18 protein-coding genes and 2 pseudogenes are annotated in these 20,753 nt (G+C 72.1%); 9 read left to right on the plus strand and 11 right to left on the minus strand.

From position 1 onward, the window contains the following. Nucleotides 1-51: 51 nt before the first annotated feature. Complete coding sequence (locus PV963_RS04820) at nucleotides 52-1,887, plus strand: glycoside hydrolase family 15 protein (protein WP_274814295.1); 1,836 nt, start codon at nucleotides 52-54, stop codon at nucleotides 1,885-1,887. 3 nt (nucleotides 1,888-1,890) lie between these two features. Here the strand turns inward: PV963_RS04820 and PV963_RS04825 are convergent, their stop codons facing one another. Then, entirely contained in the window at nucleotides 1,891-2,850 is a 960-nt protein-coding gene (locus PV963_RS04825) for a hypothetical protein (RefSeq protein ID WP_274814296.1), read from the minus strand. 194 nt (nucleotides 2,851-3,044) lie between these two features. Between PV963_RS04825 and PV963_RS04830 the strand changes: the two genes are divergently transcribed. Continuing rightward, nucleotides 3,045-3,257 (plus strand): heavy-metal-associated domain-containing protein, encoded by a 213-nt coding sequence (locus PV963_RS04830; protein ID WP_274814297.1) that lies wholly within the window; start codon nucleotides 3,045-3,047, stop codon nucleotides 3,255-3,257. 28 nt (nucleotides 3,258-3,285) lie between these two features. Further along, nucleotides 3,286-3,946, plus strand: a pseudogene (locus tag PV963_RS04835) (HAD-IC family P-type ATPase); the annotation flags it as partial. Between the two features lie 13 nt (nucleotides 3,947-3,959). Here the strand turns inward: PV963_RS04835 and PV963_RS04840 are convergent. Continuing rightward, on the minus strand, nucleotides 3,960-4,616 hold the full coding sequence (locus tag PV963_RS04840) for a class I SAM-dependent methyltransferase (RefSeq protein ID WP_274814298.1): 657 nt from the start codon (nucleotides 4,614-4,616) through the stop codon (nucleotides 3,960-3,962). A gap of 131 nt (nucleotides 4,617-4,747) precedes the next feature. Between PV963_RS04840 and PV963_RS04845 the strand changes: the two genes are divergently transcribed. Continuing rightward, nucleotides 4,748-5,419: a phosphatase PAP2 family protein gene (locus PV963_RS04845; protein ID WP_274814299.1), complete on the plus strand. Its 672-nt coding sequence runs from the start codon at nucleotides 4,748-4,750 to the stop codon at nucleotides 5,417-5,419. A 540-nt stretch (nucleotides 5,420-5,959) separates the two neighbouring features. On the opposite strand, the gene PV963_RS04850 is transcribed toward PV963_RS04845, so the two are convergent. Together PV963_RS04850 and polX are read right to left on the minus strand one after the other, a co-directional pair. Then, nucleotides 5,960-6,814: a universal stress protein gene (locus PV963_RS04850; RefSeq protein WP_274814300.1), complete on the minus strand. Its 855-nt coding sequence runs from the start codon at nucleotides 6,812-6,814 to the stop codon at nucleotides 5,960-5,962. Continuing rightward, nucleotides 6,811-8,565 (minus strand): DNA polymerase/3'-5' exonuclease PolX, encoded by a 1,755-nt coding sequence (polX, locus tag PV963_RS04855; protein ID WP_274814301.1) that lies wholly within the window; start codon nucleotides 8,563-8,565, stop codon nucleotides 6,811-6,813. Before polX ends, PV963_RS04850 begins: the two co-directional genes overlap by 4 nt. 111 nt (nucleotides 8,566-8,676) lie before the next feature. Between polX and PV963_RS04860 the strand changes: the two genes are divergently transcribed. Beyond that, entirely contained in the window at nucleotides 8,677-8,979 is a 303-nt protein-coding gene (locus PV963_RS04860) for a hypothetical protein (RefSeq protein ID WP_274814302.1), read from the plus strand. A gap of 118 nt (nucleotides 8,980-9,097) precedes the next feature. On the opposite strand, the pseudogene PV963_RS04865 reads toward PV963_RS04860, so the two are convergent. From PV963_RS04865 to PV963_RS04895, 7 genes and pseudogenes are all read right to left on the minus strand, one after another. After that, nucleotides 9,098-9,664, minus strand: a pseudogene (locus PV963_RS04865) (hypothetical protein); the annotation flags it as partial. Between the two features lie 5 nt (nucleotides 9,665-9,669). Then, nucleotides 9,670-10,530, minus strand: coding sequence for a carbohydrate ABC transporter permease (locus tag PV963_RS04870; RefSeq protein ID WP_274814303.1), 861 nt, complete (start codon nucleotides 10,528-10,530; stop codon nucleotides 9,670-9,672). Then, nucleotides 10,527-11,465, minus strand: a complete 939-nt coding sequence (locus tag PV963_RS04875) for a carbohydrate ABC transporter permease (RefSeq protein WP_274814304.1) — start codon at nucleotides 11,463-11,465, stop codon at nucleotides 10,527-10,529. The genes PV963_RS04870 and PV963_RS04875 overlap by 4 nt, the downstream gene beginning before the upstream one ends. Beyond that, entirely contained in the window at nucleotides 11,462-12,745 is a 1,284-nt protein-coding gene (locus PV963_RS04880; protein ID WP_274814305.1) for an ABC transporter substrate-binding protein, read from the minus strand. The genes PV963_RS04875 and PV963_RS04880 overlap by 4 nt, the downstream gene beginning before the upstream one ends. Nucleotides 12,746-12,806: 61 nt before the next feature. After that, nucleotides 12,807-13,568: a cupin gene (locus PV963_RS04885; protein ID WP_274814306.1), complete on the minus strand. Its 762-nt coding sequence runs from the start codon at nucleotides 13,566-13,568 to the stop codon at nucleotides 12,807-12,809. Then, a complete protein-coding gene (locus tag PV963_RS04890) occupies nucleotides 13,562-14,488 on the minus strand; it encodes a PmoA family protein (RefSeq protein ID WP_274814307.1) in 927 nt (308 codons plus the stop codon). Before PV963_RS04890 ends, PV963_RS04885 begins: the two co-directional genes overlap by 7 nt. Then, complete coding sequence (locus tag PV963_RS04895; protein ID WP_274814308.1) at nucleotides 14,485-15,600, minus strand: Gfo/Idh/MocA family protein; 1,116 nt, start codon at nucleotides 15,598-15,600, stop codon at nucleotides 14,485-14,487. The genes PV963_RS04890 and PV963_RS04895 overlap by 4 nt, the downstream gene beginning before the upstream one ends. 302 nt (nucleotides 15,601-15,902) lie before the next feature. On the opposite strand from PV963_RS04895, the gene PV963_RS04900 reads away from it, so the two are divergent. The 4 genes from PV963_RS04900 to PV963_RS04915 all read left to right on the plus strand — a co-directional run bounded on the left by PV963_RS04900 (nucleotide 15,903) and on the right by PV963_RS04915 (nucleotide 20,711). Next, nucleotides 15,903-17,501 (plus strand): alpha/beta hydrolase, encoded by a 1,599-nt coding sequence (locus PV963_RS04900; RefSeq protein WP_425540872.1) that lies wholly within the window; start codon nucleotides 15,903-15,905, stop codon nucleotides 17,499-17,501. 195 nt (nucleotides 17,502-17,696) lie between these two features. After that, on the plus strand, nucleotides 17,697-18,680 hold the full coding sequence (locus tag PV963_RS04905) for a Bug family tripartite tricarboxylate transporter substrate binding protein (protein WP_274821938.1): 984 nt from the start codon (nucleotides 17,697-17,699) through the stop codon (nucleotides 18,678-18,680). Continuing rightward, nucleotides 18,677-19,216 carry a tripartite tricarboxylate transporter TctB family protein gene (locus PV963_RS04910; RefSeq protein ID WP_274814310.1) on the plus strand — a complete coding sequence of 180 codons (540 nt, stop codon included), beginning with the start codon at nucleotides 18,677-18,679 and terminating at the stop codon, nucleotides 19,214-19,216. The genes PV963_RS04905 and PV963_RS04910 overlap by 4 nt, the downstream gene beginning before the upstream one ends. Before the next feature lies 1 nt (nucleotide 19,217). Next, nucleotides 19,218-20,711, plus strand: a complete 1,494-nt coding sequence (locus tag PV963_RS04915) for a tripartite tricarboxylate transporter permease (protein ID WP_274814311.1) — start codon at nucleotides 19,218-19,220, stop codon at nucleotides 20,709-20,711. Nucleotides 20,712-20,753: the final 42 nt, after the last annotated feature.

Raw genomic sequence — 20,753 nt, forward strand, 5'->3', positions numbered from 1 at the left:
GACCGCCCGCCTAAGCTGGGGCTGAGGCGCGTACCGGCCAGGGAGGCGGTCATGGGCGGACCAGCGGAGGACCACGACGTGCCGGGCGGCCGGCGGTACCTGCCGATCGCCGAGCACGGGCTGATCGGCGATCTGCGCAGTGTGGCCCTGGTGGGGACCGACGGCACGATCGACTGGTACTGCTGCCCGGCCTTCGACGCGCCCAGTGTGTTCGCCTCGATCCTGGACGCGGAGCGCGGCGGCTGCTTCGAACTGGCGGCGGCGGTGCCGGCGCGGACCAAGCAGTTCTACTTCCCCGACACCAACGTCCTGATCACCCGGTTCTTCACCGAGGACGGCGTCGGCGAGGTGCAGGACTTCATGCCGGTCGACGGCCAGTCGGCCGAGGCCGAGCGCCACCGGCTGATCCGCCGGGTGGTGTGCGTACGCGGCTCGATCCCGTTCCGTACCCGCGTCGCTCCCCGGTTCGACTACGGCACCCGGCCGCACACCGTCCGGCTGACCGGTGAGACCGCGATCTTCGAGGCCGAGGGGCTGGCGCTCGCGCTGACCGCGACCATGCCGCTGGAGATAGACGGGCCGGACGTACGCGGGGACTTCAAGCTCTCCGAGGGCGAGTCGGCGGTGTTCGCGCTGGACAAGGTGGGCGGCGACGTGGTGCCCCGCCGGTGCGCGCACACCGAGGCGGAGGAGCAGTTCGCGGCGACGGTGGCGTACTGGCGGCGCTGGCTGTCCGCCTCCAAGTACCGGGGCCGCTGGCGGGAGATGGTGCACCGCTCGGCGCTGACGCTGAAGCTGCTCACCTACGCGCCGACCGGGGCGATCGTGGCCGCGCCGACGACGAGTCTGCCCGAGCAGCTCAGCGGCGAGCGCAACTGGGACTACCGGTACGTGTGGGTGCGCGACGCGGCCTTCTGCGTCTACGCCCTGCTGCGGCTGGGCTTCACCGGCGAGGCCGAGGCGTTCATGGACTTCGTGACCCGGCACATCAGCCCGGGCGACGGCAAGCCCTCCGGCCCCTTGCAGATCATGTACGGCATCGACGGGCGCACCGACCTGCCCGAGACGACGCTCGACCATCTGGAGGGCCACCAGGGTTCCGCGCCGGTACGGGTCGGCAACGCGGCGGCCGACCAGCTCCAGCTCGACATCTACGGCGCGCTGATCGACTCCATCTACCTCTTCGACAAGTGGGCCAAGCCCATCTCCAGCGACCAGTGGGACGACGTGTGCGCGCTGGTGGACTGGGTGTGCGAGAACTGGGACCAGCCCGACGAGGGGATCTGGGAGACGCGGGGCGGGCGCAAGAACTTCCTGTACTCGCGGCTGATGTGCTGGGTGGCGATCGAGCGGGCCATCCGGATGGCCAACCGGCGCGGCCTGCCCGCCGACCTGCTCCGCTGGCGGGAGAGCCGCGACACGATCTACCGGCGGATCATGAGCCGGGGCTGGTCGAAGGCGCGCCGGGCCTTCGTCCAGCACGAGGACGGCGACGTGCTGGACGCTGCCGTGCTGATGATGCCCCTGACGAAGTTCATCGCCCCGACGGATCCGAAGTGGCTGTCGACGCTGGACGCGCTCACCGAGGAACTGGTCTCCGACTCGCTGGTCTACCGCTACGACCCGCAGGCCAGTCCGGACGGGCTGCGCGGCGACGAGGGCACGTTCTCCATCTGCTCGTTCTGGTACGTCGAGGCCATGGTGCACGCCGGCCGGATCGACGAGGCGCGTCTCGCCTTCGAGAAGATGCTGACCTACGCCAACCATCTCGGGCTGTACGCCGAGGAGATCAGCCACACCGGGGAGCAGCAGGGCAACTTCCCGCAGGCGTTCACGCATCTCGCGCTGATCAGCGCGGCCTTCAACCTGGACCGGGCGCTCGGCTGACGCTCAGTGCCCGTGGCCGTCGTCCGTGTGCCCCTCGGGGGTACCGGACCCTGCTGCCGCTCCCCCGGCCCTGATGGTGAACGCCGCCGTGTGGACCTTTCCGTCGTGCTTGAAGTCGAGGAACAGGCGGTAGGAACCGGCGCTGGGGGCCGTGGCCGTGAAGGAGATGTCCGGGCCGGACGTGGTCTTTCCGTCGCCGGGTTCGCCGTTCGGGTGGACGTGGAGGTAGGCCAGGTCGCCGGAGCGCAGGGCGACCAGGTGGCCGTAGGCGCCGAGGTAGGGCTGGAGGTTCGTGACGGGCTCACCGGCGCGGGAGACCTTCAGCTTCAGTTCGCTCGCCTTGCCCGGCCGCAGGGCGCCGGACAGCTTCACCTCGTAGCCGTTGGTCCTTGCCGTGCTGCTCGGGGCGGGCAGTTCCTTCGGCTGGTACGGGCCGGAGGCGGCGAGGTCCGCGCCGAGGGTGAGGTTCCGGGCGTCCTTCTTCGCCGGGGTGAAGTCGGCGAAGACGCGGTAGCCGCCCGCGCGGGGCAGGTCGACGGGGGTGCTCCAGGTGCCGTCGGCGGCGCGGGTGGGGTGCAGGTGGCGGTAAGTGACCAGGTCGCGTGAGGCCACGATGAGGTGGAGTTCCTTCTCGTGTTCGCGCTGGTAGGCGGTGACGGCCCGGCCGCCGCCGTCCCTGACCGTGAAGCGCAGCTCGGTCCGCTGCCCGGCGGTGACGCTCGGGGTCTGAAGGTCGAGGGTGTAGCCGTCGTCGGAGATCTGGAGCCCGCCGGCCGGGGGCGTGTCGTGCCCGGTGTGGCCGCCGGCCTCCTCGGGCCTCGCTGCGGGCCGGGTGTGCTCGTCCTCGTGTTTCGGCGGGTTGTCGGCGACGACGGGGTCGATGCCCTGGCCGACGCCGTAGGCCGTGCCGAAGGTCGCAGCCAGGACGGCGGCGAAGGTCGTGATCTTCAGTCCGGTGTTCATGGCCGGCATCTCCTTCAGAACCGGGCCGCCCGCCCTTGCGCGGGACTCCTTGCAGCTCACGATACCCCTAGGGGGTATCAAGTCAAGCTGTTCAGCGCTTGCATCCTATACCCCTTGGGGGTATACAGGAACTCGGCGGGGAAAATACCCCCGCCCCGTATTCGAGAATCGCGACCGTACCCAGGAGGCACGCCATGCCCACCACCACCTACGCCGTCTCCGGAATGTCCTGCGGCCACTGCAAGGCCACGCTGACCAAGGTCATCGGCGAGCTGGACGGCGTCAACGGAGTCGAGGTCGACCTCGCAGGCGGGCACGTCACCGTCACCAGTGCCGCCGAGCCCGACGACGCCCTGATCGCGGAGACCGTCGACGAGGCCGGCTACGAGCTGACCGGGAGGGTATGAGCCATGACCACCGGCACGACCGATACCGGCGCTGGAGCTGCCGGAGGGGCCGGCCCGGGCCAGGGCGGCGGCCGAGGACGCCGGGCGCACCGCCATCGCCGTCGCCTGGGCCGGTGAGGCGCGCGCGGTGCTGGAGGTCGCCGACGCGGTGCAGGAGACCAGCCGCGAGGCGATACGGCGGCTGCGCGCCCTCGGACTGACCCCGAGCCTGCTGACCGGGGACAACGAGGCGGTGGCCCGGTCCGTCGCCCGCGAGGTCGGCATGGCGCCGGAGCACGTCGTCGCCGAGGTGCTCCCGCAGGACAAGGTCGACGTCGGCAAGTGGCTCCAGTCCGAGGGACGTTCGGTCGCCATGGTCGGCGACGGCGTCAACGACGCGGCGGCTCTCGCCCAGGCCGATCTCGGTCTGGCCATGGGCACCGGCACGGACGCCGCGATCGAGGCCGGGGACCTGACCCTCGTGCGGGGCGATCTGCGGGCCGCGGCGGACGCCGTCCGGCTCGCCCGCCGCACCACTCGGCACCATCCGCTCCAACCTGTTCTGGGCCTTCGCCTACAACGTCGCGGCCCTGCCGCTGGCCGCGGCCGGTCTACTCACGCCGATGATCGCCGGGGCGGCCATGGCCTTCTCCTCGGTCTTCGTCGTCGGCAACTCCCTGCGGCTGCGCACGTTCCGCGCCGCGGGTTGAACCAGCCTGCTGGTCAGCGTCGGCGCCACACCAGCGTGTAGCGCCAGAACAGGCGGCGGCGCAGCCGTGCGCCGGGCAGGACGGTCCGGGCCGCGCGGACGATCTCCGGGAAGGTCATGTCCGCCGGACTGGTGCGGGCCGTCATCGAGACGGGGCGAGGCACCGGGCGGCCCCGGTTCTTCAGCAGGGCCATAACGATGTTGAGCGGGACGGACGCGACCGAGAGCAGGTGGCCGCCGGGCGTCCGCTCCCGGGACACACCGACGATCACCAGGGTGCCGCCGGGAGCCAGACGGTCACGGAAGGCCTCGAGAGCCTGCGTGAACGGCAGGTGGTGGACCACGGCGACACAGGTGATGACGTCGTACGGACCGTCGGGAAGCCCGGCCGGCGCGTCGGCCACGGTGTACGTCACCGGGACCGCCGTGGGGGTCAGCTCCCGCGCCCGGGCCGTGATCGCCGGATCGGCGTCGACCCCGTGCACCCGCTCGGCCCGGCCGGCCAGCAGCCGGGCGAGATCGCCACTGCCGCACCCCACGTCCAGGGCGCTCCCGACACGCCTGGGGAACTGCCGCAGGATCCAGCGGTGGAAGTGGGCGTTGTGGTCCCAGGGACGGGCGGCGTGGAAACGGTCCAGGGCGCGCAGGACCCGGCGTGGCGGGGACGTCATGTCCCCAGTTCAGCAGACGGGTTCAGTCGCCCGACATGGGCACTCGTCAGGTACCGGCTCGCAGGGGCGCCGACCGTGCGCCCGGCGTGAGCCGGTACCTTGCTGGGGAAGGCCACTGCGGGGAGAAGCACATGACCGATCCGACGACCACAGACGAAGGCGCCCTTCGTCCGCTCCCGAAGAACGGGAAGCCCTCGGGCGGACCCGGCCGGCTCCTGGGCGCCGTCATGGGCGATCTCAGGGCCGTGGACGGCGCCCTGTACGCGGCGGTGGCCGCCACTCCCACGCCCACGCTCGACCGGACGCTGCGCCATCTGTCGCACGCGGCCGACCACTCCAAGATCTCGTTCGGCATCGCCGCGGCCCTGGCGCTCGGCGGGAAGCGGCCGCGCAAGGCCGCGCTCGCCGGCGTCGGGGCGATCGCCGTGGCCTCGGCCTCCGCCAATCTGCTCGGCAAGCGCCTGGTGCGCCGGGCCCGGCCGGACCGGGAGGCGGCCCGGGTGACGGTGGACCGGCACGTTCCGATGCCGACGTCGGCCTCGTTCCCGTCCGGGCACACGGCGTCGGCGGTCGCGTTCGCCACCGCCGTCAGTGTGGTGCTGCCCCCGGCGGCAGTACCCCTCGGGGCCCTGGCGGGCGCCGTCGGCTACTCGCGCATCCACACGGGGGTGCACTACCCGGGCGACGTGGCCGCGGGCGCGGTCCTCGGCATCGCGAGCGCCGCCGCCGCACTGGCCGTGGCGGCGGCACCGCACACGGCCACGCCGCGGGAGTGGACGCGGCTGTTGCGCCGCGCCGTATGACGTGACGGGGGCGGAGGCCTTCGGCGGGCAGCGGGAGGTGCCCAGGGGCGCATGCCTGGGGCGGACAGCGGAGGTGTCCGGGGGCGGTGCCCAGGCGGCTCGATGGTCGCCGGATCGGTCGCTCCGGAGCTCAGCGCCGGTTCACCGTCGGTAAGACCCGGACGTACGGTACGCCGGGCGCCACCCGGAAAGTACGGTGCGCCAGGCCACCCCGAACCGAACGGTGCACCACGCCACCCCCGTACGGTGCGGGCCCCTGGAAGCACTCGGGGTGCCGGCGTCCCTCTCGCTTACGACCCGCGGCGCGGGGAACTCTCCGTACTGTCCCGCCCTCCTCCGCTCGTGCGGGAGGCGATCATGGTCGAGCCGCCCAGCCCGGTGCCCCCGCACCCGGCGCCCTCCCCGCCGGCCCCGGGCCGCCCCGACCCGGAGCCCGGTCCACCCCCGCCGCATCCGCCGCCCGAGCCTCCGCGTCCCGCGCCTCGGCCCAATCCCGTGCCCCGGCCTGCCCCTCCCCGGCGCGCGCCGGACGCCGTGGGGCTACCCGATCGGCACCAGGGCGACGGCAGCGCGCATGGTGCAGGACGGCGTGCACCACCGTCCCCAGCCGCAGCCCGAACCGGCCGCCGGGCACATGGCGCGGCAACACCACAGGCCCGCCCGCTCCGACGCGGCCACGAGCGCGGCCGAGGGTGAGCCGAGGACCAGCTCGATGTCGGTGTGGACCTGCGGGAACTCGGCGACGGGACGGGCGGCCTGGTTGAGGAGCCGGGCATGCAGCCGCTGTTCCTGGTCGACCTGGCTCACCTGGGGCACCACCACGCCGACGGCGGCGAGCGGTGTCCAGGCGTTGCAGGAGCCGGGCGGGAACCCGGCGCAGGTCCGCCTCGGCGAGGGCGAACCGTACGGCGGGCTCGTCGCGTTCGTCGCGCACCCGACCACGATGCCGCCGCTCGCCGCCCGCTCCGTGTGCCCCCGGACGACGGCCACCGGGCGGTCGGCGTGCGCGGCCACCTTCAGGCTCACCGAGCCGAGCAGCGGCCCGGTGAAGCCGCCCCGTCCGCGCGTGCCGACCACCACCAGGTCGGTGTCCTGGGACGCGTCGAGAAGAGCCTCGGCGGGATGGTCCCGGGCGAGGACGGTGTCCACGCGCAGGCCGGGGTGGGAGGTCGTGGTACGGGCTCGCGCGTGCTCCAGGAGGCCCGCGGCCGCCTCGCGCAGCCGCCGGCCGGTCTCCTCGTCCTCCTCGGTGCCGGGGCCGACGGCATGCAGGACGCGCAGCGCGGCACCCCGCAGCCGGGCCTCGGTGGCCGCCCAGTCCGCGGCCAGCCAGGTGTGCGGTGTGTCGTCGATACCGACGAGGACCGTGCCATGACGTCCGTGGCTCACCTTCACGCCCGGCCTCCTTCACGTCCCTTGCGCAGGAACCGCCGCAGCCGCGCCGGCGGCCAGGTGTTGATCACGTCGTCCTTGCTGAGCCAGCCGCGCTGGGCGGTGCCGACGCCGTAGCGCAGGTTGGCCAGGTGCAGCGTGGCGTGGGCGTCGCTGTCGACGGCGAACCGCACCCCGTGCCGTCTGGCCCGCAGGATGTCCTCGTCGCGCAGATCGAGCCGGTCGGGGTGGGCGTTGATCTCCAGGGCCGTCCCGGTGCGCGCGCAGGCGGCGAAGACGGCGTCGAGGTCGGCGTCCAGTCCCGGCCGCTTGCCGATGATGCGGGTGGTGGGATGGCCGATGATGTTCACATACGGGTTCTCGCAGGCCCGCACCAGGCGCCGGGTGAGCGCCTCGCGCCCCTGGTTGAAGTGAGAGTGCACCGACGCCACGCACAGGTCGAACCCGGCCAGGAACTCCCCGGCCCAGTCCACCTCGCCGTCGGGGCCGATGTTCAGCTCCACGCCGTGCAGCAGCCGCATGCCGCCACCTCTGCCCCGGCGGCCGTACACGCCGTCGAGCTGCCGTACGGTCGCGCGCTGTGCCAGCATCCGCTCGTCGGTCATGCGCTGCATGTACAGGTTGGGCCCGTGGTCGGTGACGGCGTAGTAGGCGTAGCCGCGCTCGGCGGCCGCTGCGACCATCTCCTCCAGCGGGGCGAGCCCGTCGGTGAGGTCGGTGTGGGTGTGCAGGTCGCCCCGGATGTCCGTCTCCCGCACGAGGTCGGGCAGTTCGCCGCGCAGCCCCGCCTCGATCTCGCCGCGGTCCTCACGCAGGGGCGGCGGGATCCAGGGCAGGCCGAGCCGGGCGTACACCTCCTCCTCGGTCTCGGAGACGATCTTCTTGCCGGTCTCGGTGTCGAACAGGCCGTACTCGGAGAGCTTGAGCTTCTGGTGGACGGCCAGTTCGCGGGTGCGGATGTTGTGCGCCTTGGAGCCGGTGAAGTACTGCAGCGCCGCTCCCCAGGAGTCCAGGGGGACGACGCGCAGGTCGACCGAGAGGCCCTTGGTGGTGCGGATGGACGTCTTCTTCTCGCCGCGCGCGACGACCTCGGAGACGTACGGCAGCTCCGTGAAGGCCCGCATGAGGGCGGCCGGGTGCGCGCCCGCGGCGAGGACGTCGATGTCGCCGACGGTCTCGCGCAGACGGCGCAGCGAGCCGGCGTAGGTGCAGCGCCGGCAGCCGGTGACCCGGGACAGCTCGGCGACGATGTCCTCGGCCAGGTCCGCGGCGGCGTCGAGCAGGACGCGGTCGCCGGAGGACTTCAGCAGTTCGATGCCGTGCAGGATGTTCTGCTCCGTCTTCGGCCCGAAGCCCTTCAGGTCGCGCAGCCGCTCGGCGTGGAGGGCGTCGGCGAGTTCCTCGACCGAGGAGATGCCCAGCTCCTCATAGAGGACGCTGGCCTTCTTCGGGCCGAGCGTGGGGATGGCCGTCAGCCGCCGGACTCCGGCCGGGATCTTCGCGCGCAGCTCCTCCACCGCGGTGACGCTGCCGTCGCGGAAGTACTCGACGATCTTCTCGGCGATGGACTTGCCGACGTTGGGGATCTCCTGGAGGCCCTTGAGGTCGAGGGTGGACACGTCGGCGTGGTAGCCGCCGATCGAGCGGGCGGCCTTCTCGTAGACACGTGCCCTGTACGCGTCTCCTCCGGTGATCGAGATGAGGTCCGCGTACTCCTGGAAGAGCGCGGCGACCTCGTCGTTCGACCGAGCCACACCCTCAGGGTAGGCAGGGATCGGGCCCGCACGCCTGCGCTCGCGGCGCGGTACGGGCCCGGCCGTGCGGGTACCCGGGGAGGCGCACGACCACCTGGGGAGATGACTCGGATGCTGATTCTCGGACTGCTCCTCCTGGCCGCCTCGGCCGCCTTCATCGTGCTGCTGATCGCCGGCAACCTGTCCGGCGGACCCGAGTACACCGTGTCGGTGCTGGGCAACGACATCGCCACCCTGAACGCGCTGGCGATCTTCTGCTCGGGCCTGGCGCTCGCGCTGGCGTTCTGTCTCGGCCTGGCCCTGATGAGGACCGGCGCGGCACGCCGCCGCCCCCGCCACCGCACGCCCCGGCGGCGCGACCGCGAGGACACCGTCACCGTGGACGACATGAGGGGCCCTGACGGCCGAGCCTGAAGGGGCCCGGGGCAGATGTGGCTCTACCGGGTGGGCGCGGCCGGCCACAGCCCGTCCGCAGCCACCGCATCACGGACCCCCGCACGAACGACCGCGCGTCACGCCCCCAGGCACCGTGCCGTACGTCGACCCCGGTCAGCGCCAGCGCCAACGGCCCCGGCGCCAGAAAGGCCAACGGCACCAGCATCCAGGCGCACAGCGCGGCCGTCGCCACGGCGAGCAGGACCAGTGCGCTGCCGCCCACGTCCGCCGCCGCGTCCCGGGCGGCCCCGCGCACCGCCGCGCGCCAGTCGGTGAGCGACTCGGGGCGGGCGCAGGCCCGCAGGCCGACCACCGCAGCGCAGGCGCCGATGGCGGCGGCGGCCACCGCGAACAGCGGCGCTCCGGGCAGCCCGGCCCCGGCCAGGGCCAAGTCGGCCGCGAGCAGCAGCAGACCCGCCAGGGCGACGGTCCCCGCCAGCAGGTCGCCGGCCCGCAGCCGTTGCCGCAGCAGGACGACGTACCGCCCGGCCGTGACGGGTCGGTCCTGTCCTGCGCCGCGCAGTACGGCGCACGCCGTCGACAGCGCGGCCGGTGCGGTCACCAGCGGCAGGCAGGCCACCGACGTGGCGAGGCCGACGCTCAGCACGTCCGCGAACAGTGTCATGCGCGGCCCGAACACCTCACCGGCCTCACGCGTCCGCATACCGCTCACCCCTTCAGTCCGGAGCTGGCCATGCCCTCCACCAGGAAGCGCTGGAAGGCGAGGAAGAACAGCACGATCGGCAGCAGCGCGATCACCGACATCGCGAACATCGGGCCGAACGCGGAGGTGCTGGAGGCGTCCACGAAGGAGCGCAGCGCGAGGGTCAGCGTGAACTTGTCCGGGTCGAACAGGTAGATGAGCTGGGTGAAGAAGTCGTTCCAGGTCCAGATGAAGGTGAAGATGGCGGTGGTGATCAGGGCCGGCCGGGAGAGCGGCAGCACGACCTGGAAGAAGCTGCGGAAGGGGCCGCAGCCGTCGATCCGGGCCGCCTCCTCCAGTTCGCGCGGCAGGCCGCGCATGAACTGCACGATGAGGAAGACGAAGAACGCCTCGGTGGCGAGGAACTTCGGCAGGATCAGCGGCCAGTAGGTGTTCACCAGGCCGAGCTGGTTGAAGATGATGTACTGCGGGATCAGCACCGCGTGGTGCGGCAGCATGATCGTGGCGATCATGAAGGCGAACAGCGGCCCGCGCAGCCGGAACCTGAGGCGTGCGAAGGCATAGGCGGCGAGCGAGCAGCTGATGACGTTGCCGAGGACCGCACCGCCGGCGATCAGCAGCGAGTTGGTGAGCAGCCGCCAGATGGAGACGTCGTTGACGCCCTCCATGGCGGTGGAGTAGTTCGACCATTCCAGGTGGCTGGGCAGCAGGTCGAGGCTCGCGATGACCTCGTCGGCGGGCTTGAGCGAGGTGGCCAGCAGCCACGCCAGCGGGTACAGCATGACCAGCAGCGCGGCCAGGCAGCCCAGGTGGACGGCGACCCGCCCCCATCGGACGGGCTTGTGGGAAACGGCGGTCGAGGTCATCGGTCCCCCTCGGAGGCGTAGAAGACCCAGGAGCGGGAGGTGCGGAACAGCACCGCCGTGACCACACCGATCACGAGGAGCAGCACCCAGGCCATGGCGGAGGCGTAGCCCATGTGGGAGGCGACGAAGCCGCGGTCGTAGAGGTACATGGTGTAGACGAGGGTCGAGTCGGCCGGTCCGCCCTTGCCCGCGCTGACCGCGAAGGCGGGCGTGAACACCTGGAAGGCCTGGATGGTCTGGAGGACCAGGTTGAAGAACAGCACCGGGGACAGCATCGGCACGGTGACGGACAGGAACTGCCGCCACTTCCCGGCCCCGTCGACCGCCGCCGCCTCGTACAGCTCGGCGGGGATCTGCTGGAGACCGGCGAGGAAGATGACCATCGGTGCGCCGAACTGCCACACCGTCAGCAGGGCCACGGCGAGCAGCGACCAGCCGGGCTTGTTGACCCAGCCGCCGGTGCCGAGCAGGTTGTCCACCGTGCCGCCGTCGTTGAAGACCGCACGCCAGACGAGGGCGATGGACATCGACGCGCCGAGCAGCGAGGGGGCGTAGAAGGCGGAGCGGTAGAAGGCCTTGCCGCGTTTCATGCCCTTCAGGGCGAGCGCGACGACCAGGGCGAGGGCCAGTTGCAGGGGCACGGCGATGACGACGTACGTCACCGTCGTCACGACCGAGCGCCAGTAGCGCGGGTCCTCGGTGAACATCTGGACGTAGTTGCGCAGGCCCACCCACTTCGGCGGGTTGAACAGGTCGTAGTCGGTGAACGACAGGTACAGCGACACGGCCATCGGCAGCAGGGTCAGGACGATCGCGCCGAGGACCCAGGGCGAGAGGAACACCCAGGCGGCGCCCTCGCGTTCGCGTTTGGGGCGGCGCTTCGGGGCGGTGGCGGGGACGCGTTGTGTCTCCGTGGGGATCGCGGTGGTGGTCATGACCTCAGCTCCGCCTTCGCCTCGGTGATGTAGTTCTCGGCCGCCTCGCGGGGCGACATGCGCCCGTAGGACACCTGGTCGTAGTCGCGCTGGAAGGTGCTCTGGAGGGCGTTGTCACCCGCCGGCGGGGCCTGGGGCGGGTCCTTGAGCTTGCCCTCCAGGGAGGCCTGGAAGTCGGCGATGGTCTTGTCGAAGTCCTTGAGCTGCGGGCCGAGTTCGTCGCGGACGGTCTCGTTGACGGGGATGCCCCGGCTGGCGCCGAGGATCTTCGCGGCCTGCCGGTCGTTGATCAGGAAGTCGACGAGCTGCGCCGCCTCCTTGGGGTGGCCGGTGTTGGCGGAGACGCCGAGGAACATGGACGGCTTGAAGTACTGGCCGGGTGTGCCGTCCTCGCCGGACGGCATGGGGGCGAGGGCGACGCCGCCCTTGACGAGGGCGAGGAAGCCGCTGGCCGGGGCGTCCCAGTTGGCGTCGGTGACGGATGTGCCGCGCCCCAGCGGGGTGTTCTCGACGGAGCCGTCGAGCTGGGTGGTCTGCTCGGCGGGCGAGACGGCGCCCTCGCGGCGCAGCTTGTCGGTGAAGGTCCACCAGCGGGTGAGGTCGTCGGCGGTGAAGCCGAGTCCGCCGTCCTCCGTGTAGAGGGCCTTGCCCTGCCCGCGCAGCCAGACCTCGAAGGCGTCCTCGCTCTGGCCGGGGTCGGTCGCCCCGGGTTTGCCGGTCTTCTTGGCCAGGGCCCGCATGGTGTCGGCCCACTGGCTCCAGGTCCAGCTCTTGCCGGGGAGGGGCACGCCCGACTTCTTCCAGGTCCCGACGTCGTAGGCGACGGTCTCCGTGCCGCGGCCCTGCGGTATCGCGTACTGCACGTCGTCCACACGGCCGGTGGCGAGCAGGCCCTGGTCGATCTCGGAGGTGCGCAGTACGGCCTTCTGCTTCGCCAGGTCGAGCAGGACGCCGCCGGAGGCGTACTGGTCGATCTGGCGGTAGTCCAGCTGCATCACGTCCGGCGCGTCACCGCCGGCGGCCTGGGTGGCGAGCTTCTGCTTGTAGGCGTCGTAGCCGGAGAACGACGTCGTCACGTCGACGTCCGGATGCTGTTTCTCGAACAGCGCGACGGCCTGCTCGGTGCGTTCCGCGCGGTCGGGGTTGCCCCACCACGTGTAGCGCAGCACGACCTTGCCGCCGCCGGCCGATTCCCCGGATCCTCCGCAGCCCGCCAGCACGGCACACAGTGCCAGTGCGGCGGCCGACGCGCAGAACCCCTTTGTCCTGTGTCCGGGCATGCCGAGGTCACCTCTCCTTTCCTCGGACTCTCTGTCGGCCCCCCTCGGCCCCCCTGCTCTGTTACTCGCCCTGGTACGGCAACGTCGTCCCGGGCAGGTTGTACTCGTCCCGCCTGCCGCACATGCCGAAGCCGCCGAGCCGGGTGGGCGCGGCCTCGTAGGCGGTGGCCTCGCCGAGGTAGGCGGGCTCGCCGCCGGCCAGCGCGTCGAGCTGGGCGCCGGTGCGTTCGGCGGTGGCCAGGGCGCCCGCCCGCCACAGGGCGCGCCAGGTGGGCACCTTGTCGCGCACGATCCGGGCGGCGGCGCGCTGGAACTCCAGGTACGGGCCGTTGTCGCCGGCGACGAGCGCCTCGCGCAGGGTCAGGTAGCCCTCCACGGCGAGGTCCCGGCGGCGCTGGGCGGCCGCCGCCGTCTCCGGTCCCGTACCGGGCGGCAGTGTCGCCGCGGCGGCGTACTTCTCGGGGTCGGCGAGCACCTCGGGCGGGAAGGTGAACACGGAGTCCCCGGCCTCGGGCAGGCCGCTGTTCTGCATCAGCACGGTGATGCGCAGATCGCCGCCCTGCACCATGCGGTGCACGGTGCCCGGCGTGAACCAGGCGATGGAGCCGGCTTCGAGGGGGATGTCCCGGTAGCCGTCGGGGCTCAGCGTCTGCACCGCGCCCCGGCCGCCGGTGACGACGTACGCCTCGGTGCAGACCAGGTGCAGATGGGGGCTGCCGCCGCAGACGCCGTCGGCGGCCTCCCAGTCGTAGGCGCTCAGATGGGACAGGCCGATCGCGCCGGGCAGCGGGTGCGGCAGGGCGGGCTTCGCTTCGTTCACCACGGCAGGCCCTCCAGGTGCGTGCCGACCCGGTCGCGGTCCCAGGCGCCGTCGGCGACGACGAGCCGGTAGCGGAAGGCGAAGGACTCGCCCGGCGGGAGTTCGAACTCCTCGAAGAACGCCCAGGAGAAGGCGACCGTGGGGAAGGGTTCGGAGCGGACGAACCAGTGCGACTCGTGGATCGCGGACGTCTCGTCGAGGTTCTCGGGCGCGTGCGCGAAGACGAGGGTGGAGTGGCCGTCGACGTCGTCGTGCTCGGTGGTGAAGGCGAGCCAGGGGCCCTGGGTGCCCATCAGCTTGCCCGCGTCGGCGTCGGTGTCCGGGGCGAAGACCGTGCCGCCGGTGAAGTCGCGCGGACCGCGCCACTGCAGTCCGGTGTAGCCGGCCATCTCGCGGCCCGCGGTGGTCGGGGATCCGAAGGCCAGGGGCTCGGAACGGACGTTGGTGAGGCGGATCGACCAGTCCAGGGCCCAGGCGCCGGCCTCCTCGTCCACCGAGTGGACGGTCAGCCCCCGCACCTCGCGCGCCCACTCCTCGCCGCCGTTCTCGACCCAGGTGAGGTCCTCGGTGAAGGCGAGCCGGTCGTCCTCGACCGTGAACGCGGAGAAGCCGTCGTGCCGCATGGAGCCGACGCGCTCGGGCAGGCGCAGATAGCCCTGGCCGTGGACGTAGCAGTTGCCGCCCCAGAAGTTCTGGCCGGACAGATGGCTCGCGGTCATCTGCAGGCCCTTGTGCCAGCGGTGGTCGTTCGGGCGGTAGCCGGTGACCGTGCGGCCGGACAGGGTGCGCACCGGGTGGGCGTACGGCTTGCGGGACTCGAAGGGATCCGGGTCGGGCCGGTAGACGTAGCGGAGGATCTCCGTGCCGTTCGCCGCCGTGACGGCGATGTCCTCGCCGTGGGTGTGGGTGACTCGGATGCTCATGCGCGCTCCTTGGGGGCCCAGTCGGGGTACTCGCCGTGCATGGCCTCGTAGAAGGGGTCGCCGGGGCCGATCTCCCCCGCGTGGACGGAGCGGCCGGTGAACGCCGCCTTGTACAGGGCGGCCGCGAACTCCAGGGTGGCGCGGGCGTCCTGGCCGCTGCCCGGTGGCCGGGTGCCGTTGTCGTAGGCGTCGAGGAGTGCGCCCAGCTGGGCGGTGTGCGAGCTGGGCACGTCGTTGGCGGGGGTGCGCCAGGCCGTGGCCCGGTCGGAGCCGACGTGCGGGGCCGGGGTGTAGACCCAGCTGTCGTTGGTGTGGCCGTACAGGTGGGTGAGCTCGACGGTGGCGTCCGCGCAGTCGATGCGGATACGGCTCACCTCGTCCGGGGACAGCACGCTGTTGACGACCGTGGCGAGGGCGCCGCTCTTGAAACGCACCAGCGCGGTGGAGACGTCCTCGCTCTCGGTGTCGTGGACGAGCCGGGCGGCCATCGCCCGGATCTCCTCCCACTCTCCGAGCAGGTGCAGCAGCAGGTCGTACTGGTGGATGCCGTGGCCCATGGTCGGCCCGCCGCCCTCGCTGGCCCACTTGCCGCGCCACGGCACGGCGTAGTAGGCGGCGTCCCGGTGCCAGGTGGTCTGGCAGTGCGCCACCAGCGGGGCGCCCAGCTCGCCGCTCGTGAGCAGCTCGCGGGCGTGTACCGCGCCGGAGCCGTAGCGGTGCTGGAAGACGACCGCCGCGTACGCCCCGGAGGCCTCCTCGGCGGCGGCGATCTCGTCGTACTCGGCGAGCGACAGGGTGAGCGGCTTCTCGCACAGCACCCAGGCACCCGCCTTCAGCGCGGCCACCGTCTGGTCGCGGTGCAAGGAGGGCGGCGTCCCGATGAGGACCAGGTCGGGGCGTACCGCGTCCAGCATCGCGTCCACCGAGGTGTAGCCGGCGAGCCGGCCGCCGGCCAGCTCGCGGAAGTCGTCGAGGCGCTCCTGGTCGACGTCGACGGCGGCGACCAGCTCCACCCGGTCGGAATGCGCCCGCAGCGCGGGCAGATGACTGCCGCCGACGATGGCTCCGGTGCCGACGACGGCCACGCGGCGGCGGGTGGGGGACAAGGACATGCGGCGCTCCTCGGACGGCCGGCGGACACACGCTTGGGAAGCACTTGGAAAGCGCTTGCACTCGGAAGGTGACCCTAGGCGTGAGCGAATGTCTGGACAACCCCCCTGCATCGACCTGCACAAGGTCTGCCCGAGCATTGTCCCAGCTCGGGGCTGAGATGTCGGTTGTTGTCCCCACCACGGAAACGGCATTCCCCCGCCTGTGTGCTGGGGCTTGCCCCACCTCGAAGCGGCTGCCAGCCGGAGTGATCGGACGCCTGCCCGTCCCTAGCGTTCTGTCGCACCGCACACCCCTCTCCGGCATGTCCCTGCCAGCCGCGAGGGGGCATCGGCGACAGAAAGGACACCCACCCGTGTTATCCCGCTTCCCGGGAACCGCTCGGCGAGCCGCCCTCGCCCTGACGGCCGCCGGTCTCGCCTTGACGGCACTGCCCGCCACGGCCGGGGCGAGTCCCGGCCCCGACCCCCTCGCCCGCTACCACGACCAGCGCCTCACCTGGAAGAGCTGCGTGCTCGGACCGGACGACACGGCCGGCGAGGAACTGGAGCAGGCGGGCGCCCGCTGCGCCGACGTGACCGTACCGCTGGACTACTCGGACCCCGGCGGCCGCACGATCACCGTCGCGATATCCCGGATCCGCGCCACCGACACCTCCCACCGCGTCGGCCCGCTGCTGCTCAACGGCGGCGGCCCCGGCGGGACGTCCCTCGGCGACGCGCCGGTGGTGCGCAAGGCGATGAAGGACGTCGCCGCCCGGTACGACGTGGTCGGGGTGGATCCCCGTTTCGTCGGCCGCAGCACACCGCTGGACTGCCGCTGGCCGACCGGCTCGGCGTGGCGCGCGGCGGGTGAGGACCGGGCCGGCTTCGACCGCATGGCCGCGTTCTCGAAGGACCTCGCCCGGCACTGCCGTACCCACGCGGGCGATGTGCTGCCCCACGCCACCACCCGCAACACCGCCCGCGACATGGACGTCATCCGGGCCGCGCTGGGCGAGCGGCGGATCTCCTACCTGGGCTACTCGTACGGCAGTTACCTCGGCGAGGTGTACACCACGATGTTCCCGGGCCGGACCGACCGGGTCGTCCTGGACGGGGTGATCGACCCGGACCGCTACAGCGCCCGGCTGTGGCGGGGCGTCGAGCGGGCCAACCGCCAGGCCCTGGAGGGGTGGGCCTCCTGGGCTGCCGCCCGTGACGCGGCCTACGGGCTGGGCCGGACGGAGGGCGAGGTGCTGGCCACCGTGGAACGGGTCCGGGCCGCCGCCGCCCGCACCCCGCTGCGGCTCGGCGGCCACCGGCTGGACGAGCACGTGATGCCGGTCGTCGCCCTCAACGGCCTCTCGATGCACAACGACACCCGTTACGGGGACTTCGCCCAGGGCATGCGGGACATGCTGCGGGCGTCGCAGGGGCAGCGGGTGACACCGTCGCCGTGGCTCGCTGGGGTGCTCGAGTTCGTGCTCACGGGCACCGACTCCCCCTACGGCAGCGCGCAGACGGCGATCGTCTGCGGCGACAACGCCGCCCCGCGCGACCCCGAGGTGTACTGGCGCGATGTCCAGCGCACCCGTGCGCGGGACCCGCTCTTCGCGCCCGTCACGCAAAACCTCAACCCGTGCGCCTACTGGGACCGACCGCGCGAGCGTCCGACCACCGTCCGGGACGACCTGCCGGCTCTGCTCGTCAACGCCACCGGAGACCCGCGCACGTACTACGACGGCGCCAAGACGGTCCGCGCCATGTGGCCCTCCTCGCGCCTGGTCACCCTGCACGACGCCGACCAGCACGGGGTGTACGGCGTTTACGGCTCGCCGTGCGTCGACGACACGGTCAACGCCTACCTCGCCACGGGCCGCCTGCCGGCCCGGGACGTGGGCTGCGCCGCGCCCGCGCGGTGAGCCGCGGGGCTCGCGGCGTCCGCGCCGCGAGCCCCGGCCTCCCCTGCGGTCCCCCGGTGACCGCAAAGACCAAAACCTCCGTTGGTTCCGCAAGAGAGACAGCCGTCGGCGTCCGGTGCAGCATGTGGCCCACGTCACCCTCCCCCACAGGGCCTTTACCTACCCGCAACGACGTACCGACAGGTGGTGGCACTCGTGCGCCTGCGCACTCCCCTCGCCCTGCTCGGGGCCGCCGTGCTCGTGCTCGTCGGACCACCGCTGCTGACCACCGGCAGCGGCTCCGAGACCGGCACACAGATCCCGGGCCTGCGTTTCATGGTCCCCAACACGCCCGGCGGAGGCTACGACATCACGGCCCGTACGGCCGCGAAGAACGCCGAGGACGCCGAACTGACCCACAACATCGAGGTGTTCAACTTGCCCGGCGCCGGCGGCACGGTCGGGCTGAGCCGGCTGGTGAGCGAGCACGGCAACGGCAAACTCGCCATGTCCATGGGCCTCGGGGTCGTGGGCGCCGTCCGTTCCAACGACGCGCCGAAGACGCTCGGCGACACCACGCCGATCGCCCGGCTCACCGAGGAGCAGGACGTCGTCGTGGTCGCCAAGGACTCCCCGTACAAGACGATCGACGATCTCATCGGCGCCTGGAAGGAGAACCCGGGCAAGCTCCCGGTGGGCGGCGGCTCGTCGCCCGGCGGGCCCGACCACCTCGCGCCGATGCTGATGGCGCGGGCCGCCGGGATCCCCCCGAAGCAGGTCAACTACATCCCGTTCGACGGCGGCGGCGAACTGCTCGCGTCGATCCTCGGCAACAAGGTCGCCTTCGGCGTGTCCGGCGTCGGCGAGTACCTGGACCAGATCAAGGCGGGCGAGCTGCGCCTCCTCGCGGTCACCGGCCCCGAGCGCGTCGAGGGGCTGGACGCGCCCACGCTGAAGGAGGCCGGGTACGACGTGAACTTCACCAACTGGCGCGGCATCGTCGCCCCGCCCGGACTGACCGACGGGGAGCGCGACAAGCTCGTGCGGCTGCTCGAGGAACTGCACGGCTCGGACGAATGGCGCAAGTCCCTGAAGCAGAACGGCTGGGACGACGCCTTCCTCACCGGTGAGGAGTTCGGCGCGTTCCTCGACGCCGAGGACAAGCGCGTGGTTTCGGTGCTGAAGGAGCTGGGACTGTGACGACGCAGACCACCGACATTCCCCCCGCGGAGCGCGGCGAGCGGCGCTCGTGGCTGCGGGAGCACTCCGAACTCGGCGTGTGCGCACTCCTGCTGGTGCTGGGCGTGCTCGTCCTGACCGACGCGCTCACCATGGACGTCGACATCGCCCAGCGCGGCCCGATCGGCCCGAAGACCGTGCCGGTCGTGGTCGGCGCCGGCCTGCTGGTGATCGCCGCCCTGCTCGCCGTGGACGTGCTGCGCGGCGGCCGGGGCCAGGCCGAGACCGGCGAGGACATCGACCTGTCGGAACCCGCCGACTGGCGCACGGTGCTGCTGCTCGCCGGGGTGTTCCTCGGCTCGGCCGTCCTGATCGAGCCGCTCGGCTTTCCGGTCGCGGGCGCGCTGCTGTTCTGGGGTGCGGCGTTCGCGCTCGGCAGCCGCAGGATCGACCGCGATCCGCTCATCGCGGCCGGGCTGTCCCTCGTCACCTACGTCGTCTTCAACAACCTGCTCGGAGTGCCCCTGCCCGGCGGTCCGCTGATGGGAGTGCTGTGACATGGATGCCTTCAACTCCCTTCTGGACGGCTTCGGTACGGCCCTCACCCCGGTCAACCTGCTGTGGGCCGTCATCGGCGTGCTGCTCGGCACGGCGATCGGTGTGCTGCCCGGCATCGGCCCGGCGATGGCGGTCGCTCTGCTGCTGCCGGTGACATACGGGCTCCAGCCGACCGGCGCGTTCATCATGTTCGCGGGCATCTACTACGGCGCGATGTTCGGCGGCTCGACCACCTCCATCCTGCTCAACACGCCCGGCGAGAGCGCGGCGGTGGTGGCGGCCATGGAGGGCAACCCCATGGCCAAGTCCGGGCGCGGCGCGCAGGCCCTCGCGGCGGCCGCCGTCGGGCACTTCGCGGGCGGCCTGATCGGCACGATCCTGCTGGTCGCGCTCGCGCCGACGGTCGCCGAACTGGCCGTGGACATCGGCGCGCCGGACTACTTCGCCATCATGGTGCTGGCGTTCATCGCGGTGACGTCGGTGCTCGGCTCGTCCCGCATCCGGGGCCTGGCCTCCCTGCTCATCGGCCTCACGCTGGGCCTGGTCGGCCTGGACCAGATGACCGGCCAGCAGCGCCTGACCTTCGGCTCGCTCCAACTGGCCGACGGCATCGACGTGGTGATCGTCGCGGTCGGTCTGTTCGCGATCGGCGAGGCCCTGTGGGTCGCGGCACACCTGCGGCGCAGGCCGGCGGAGCCGATCCCGGTGGGACGTCCGTGGCTGGGACGCGGGGATGTGAACCGGACCTGGAAGTCGTGGCTGCGCGGCCCGTTCATCGGTTTCCCGTTCGGCGCGATCCCGGCCGGCGGCGCGGAGATCCCGACGTTCCTGTCGTACGTGACGGAGAAGCGCCTGTCCAAGCACAAGGACGAGTGGGGCAAGGGCGCCATCGAGGGCGTGGCCGGTCCGGAGTCGGCGGCGTCGGCCTCGGCGGCGGGCACCCTGGTGTCGATGCTGACCCTGGGCCTGCCGACCACGGCGGTCGCGGCCGTCATGCTGGCCGCCTTCCAGCAGTACGGCATCCAGCCCGGCCCGCTGCTCTTCGAGCGTGAACCCGACCTGGTCTGGGGCCTGATCGCCTCGCTCTTCGTCGGCATGGTGCTGCTGCTCGCGCTCAACCTGCCGCTGGCACCGCTGTGGGCGAAGCTGCTGCGCATCCCGCGGCCGTACCTGTACGCCGGGATCATGTTCTTCGCGGCGGTCGGCGCGTACGCGGTCGGCGGTGAGGTGATCGACCTGGTGATCCTGCTGATCATCGGTCTGATCGGTTTCGGCATGCGCCGCTACGGGCTGCCGGTGCTGCCCGCCGTCATCGGCGTGATCCTCGGCCCGAACGCCGAACAGCAGCTGCGCCGCGCGCTCCAGATCAGCGACGGCAGCGTGACGGGGCTGTTCAACACGCCGTTCGCGGTGACGGTGTACGCGGTGATCGTGCTGTTGCTGGCCTGGCCGCTGCTGAGGAAGGCGGTGACGCGCAAGCGCGTGGAGGCCTGACGTGCGTGACGCCGTGGGGGCGTGGCTCGGCTGAGCCACGCC

The organism is Streptomyces coeruleorubidus, from assembly GCF_028885415.1.
Lineage (GTDB): Bacteria > Actinomycetota > Actinomycetes > Streptomycetales > Streptomycetaceae > Streptomyces > Streptomyces coeruleorubidus_A.

What these genes read in the sequence shown, in the direction of transcription:
- PV963_RS04820 (WP_274814295.1), top strand. Translation starts at nt 52, where the DNA reads ATGGGCGGACCAGCGGAGGACCACGACGTGCCGGGCGGCCGGCGGTAC.
- PV963_RS04825 (WP_274814296.1), bottom strand. Translation starts at nt 2,850, where the DNA reads ATGAACACCGGACTGAAGATCACGACCTTCGCCGCCGTCCTGGCTGCG.
- PV963_RS04830 (WP_274814297.1), top strand. Translation starts at nt 3,045, where the DNA reads ATGCCCACCACCACCTACGCCGTCTCCGGAATGTCCTGCGGCCACTGC.
- PV963_RS04840 (WP_274814298.1), bottom strand. Translation starts at nt 4,616, where the DNA reads ATGACGTCCCCGCCACGCCGGGTCCTGCGCGCCCTGGACCGTTTCCAC.
- PV963_RS04845 (WP_274814299.1), top strand. Translation starts at nt 4,748, where the DNA reads ATGACCGATCCGACGACCACAGACGAAGGCGCCCTTCGTCCGCTCCCG.
- PV963_RS04860 (WP_274814302.1), top strand. Translation starts at nt 8,677, where the DNA reads ATGCTGATTCTCGGACTGCTCCTCCTGGCCGCCTCGGCCGCCTTCATC.
- PV963_RS04870 (WP_274814303.1), bottom strand. Translation starts at nt 10,530, where the DNA reads ATGACCTCGACCGCCGTTTCCCACAAGCCCGTCCGATGGGGGCGGGTC.
- PV963_RS04875 (WP_274814304.1), bottom strand. Translation starts at nt 11,465, where the DNA reads ATGACCACCACCGCGATCCCCACGGAGACACAACGCGTCCCCGCCACC.
- PV963_RS04880 (WP_274814305.1), bottom strand. Translation starts at nt 12,745, where the DNA reads ATGCCCGGACACAGGACAAAGGGGTTCTGCGCGTCGGCCGCCGCACTG.
- PV963_RS04890 (WP_274814307.1), bottom strand. Translation starts at nt 14,488, where the DNA reads ATGAGCATCCGAGTCACCCACACCCACGGCGAGGACATCGCCGTCACG.
- PV963_RS04895 (WP_274814308.1), bottom strand. Translation starts at nt 15,600, where the DNA reads ATGTCCTTGTCCCCCACCCGCCGCCGCGTGGCCGTCGTCGGCACCGGA.
- PV963_RS04900 (WP_425540872.1), top strand. Translation starts at nt 15,903, where the DNA reads ATGTCCCTGCCAGCCGCGAGGGGGCATCGGCGACAGAAAGGACACCCA.
- PV963_RS04915 (WP_274814311.1), top strand. Translation starts at nt 19,218, where the DNA reads ATGGATGCCTTCAACTCCCTTCTGGACGGCTTCGGTACGGCCCTCACC.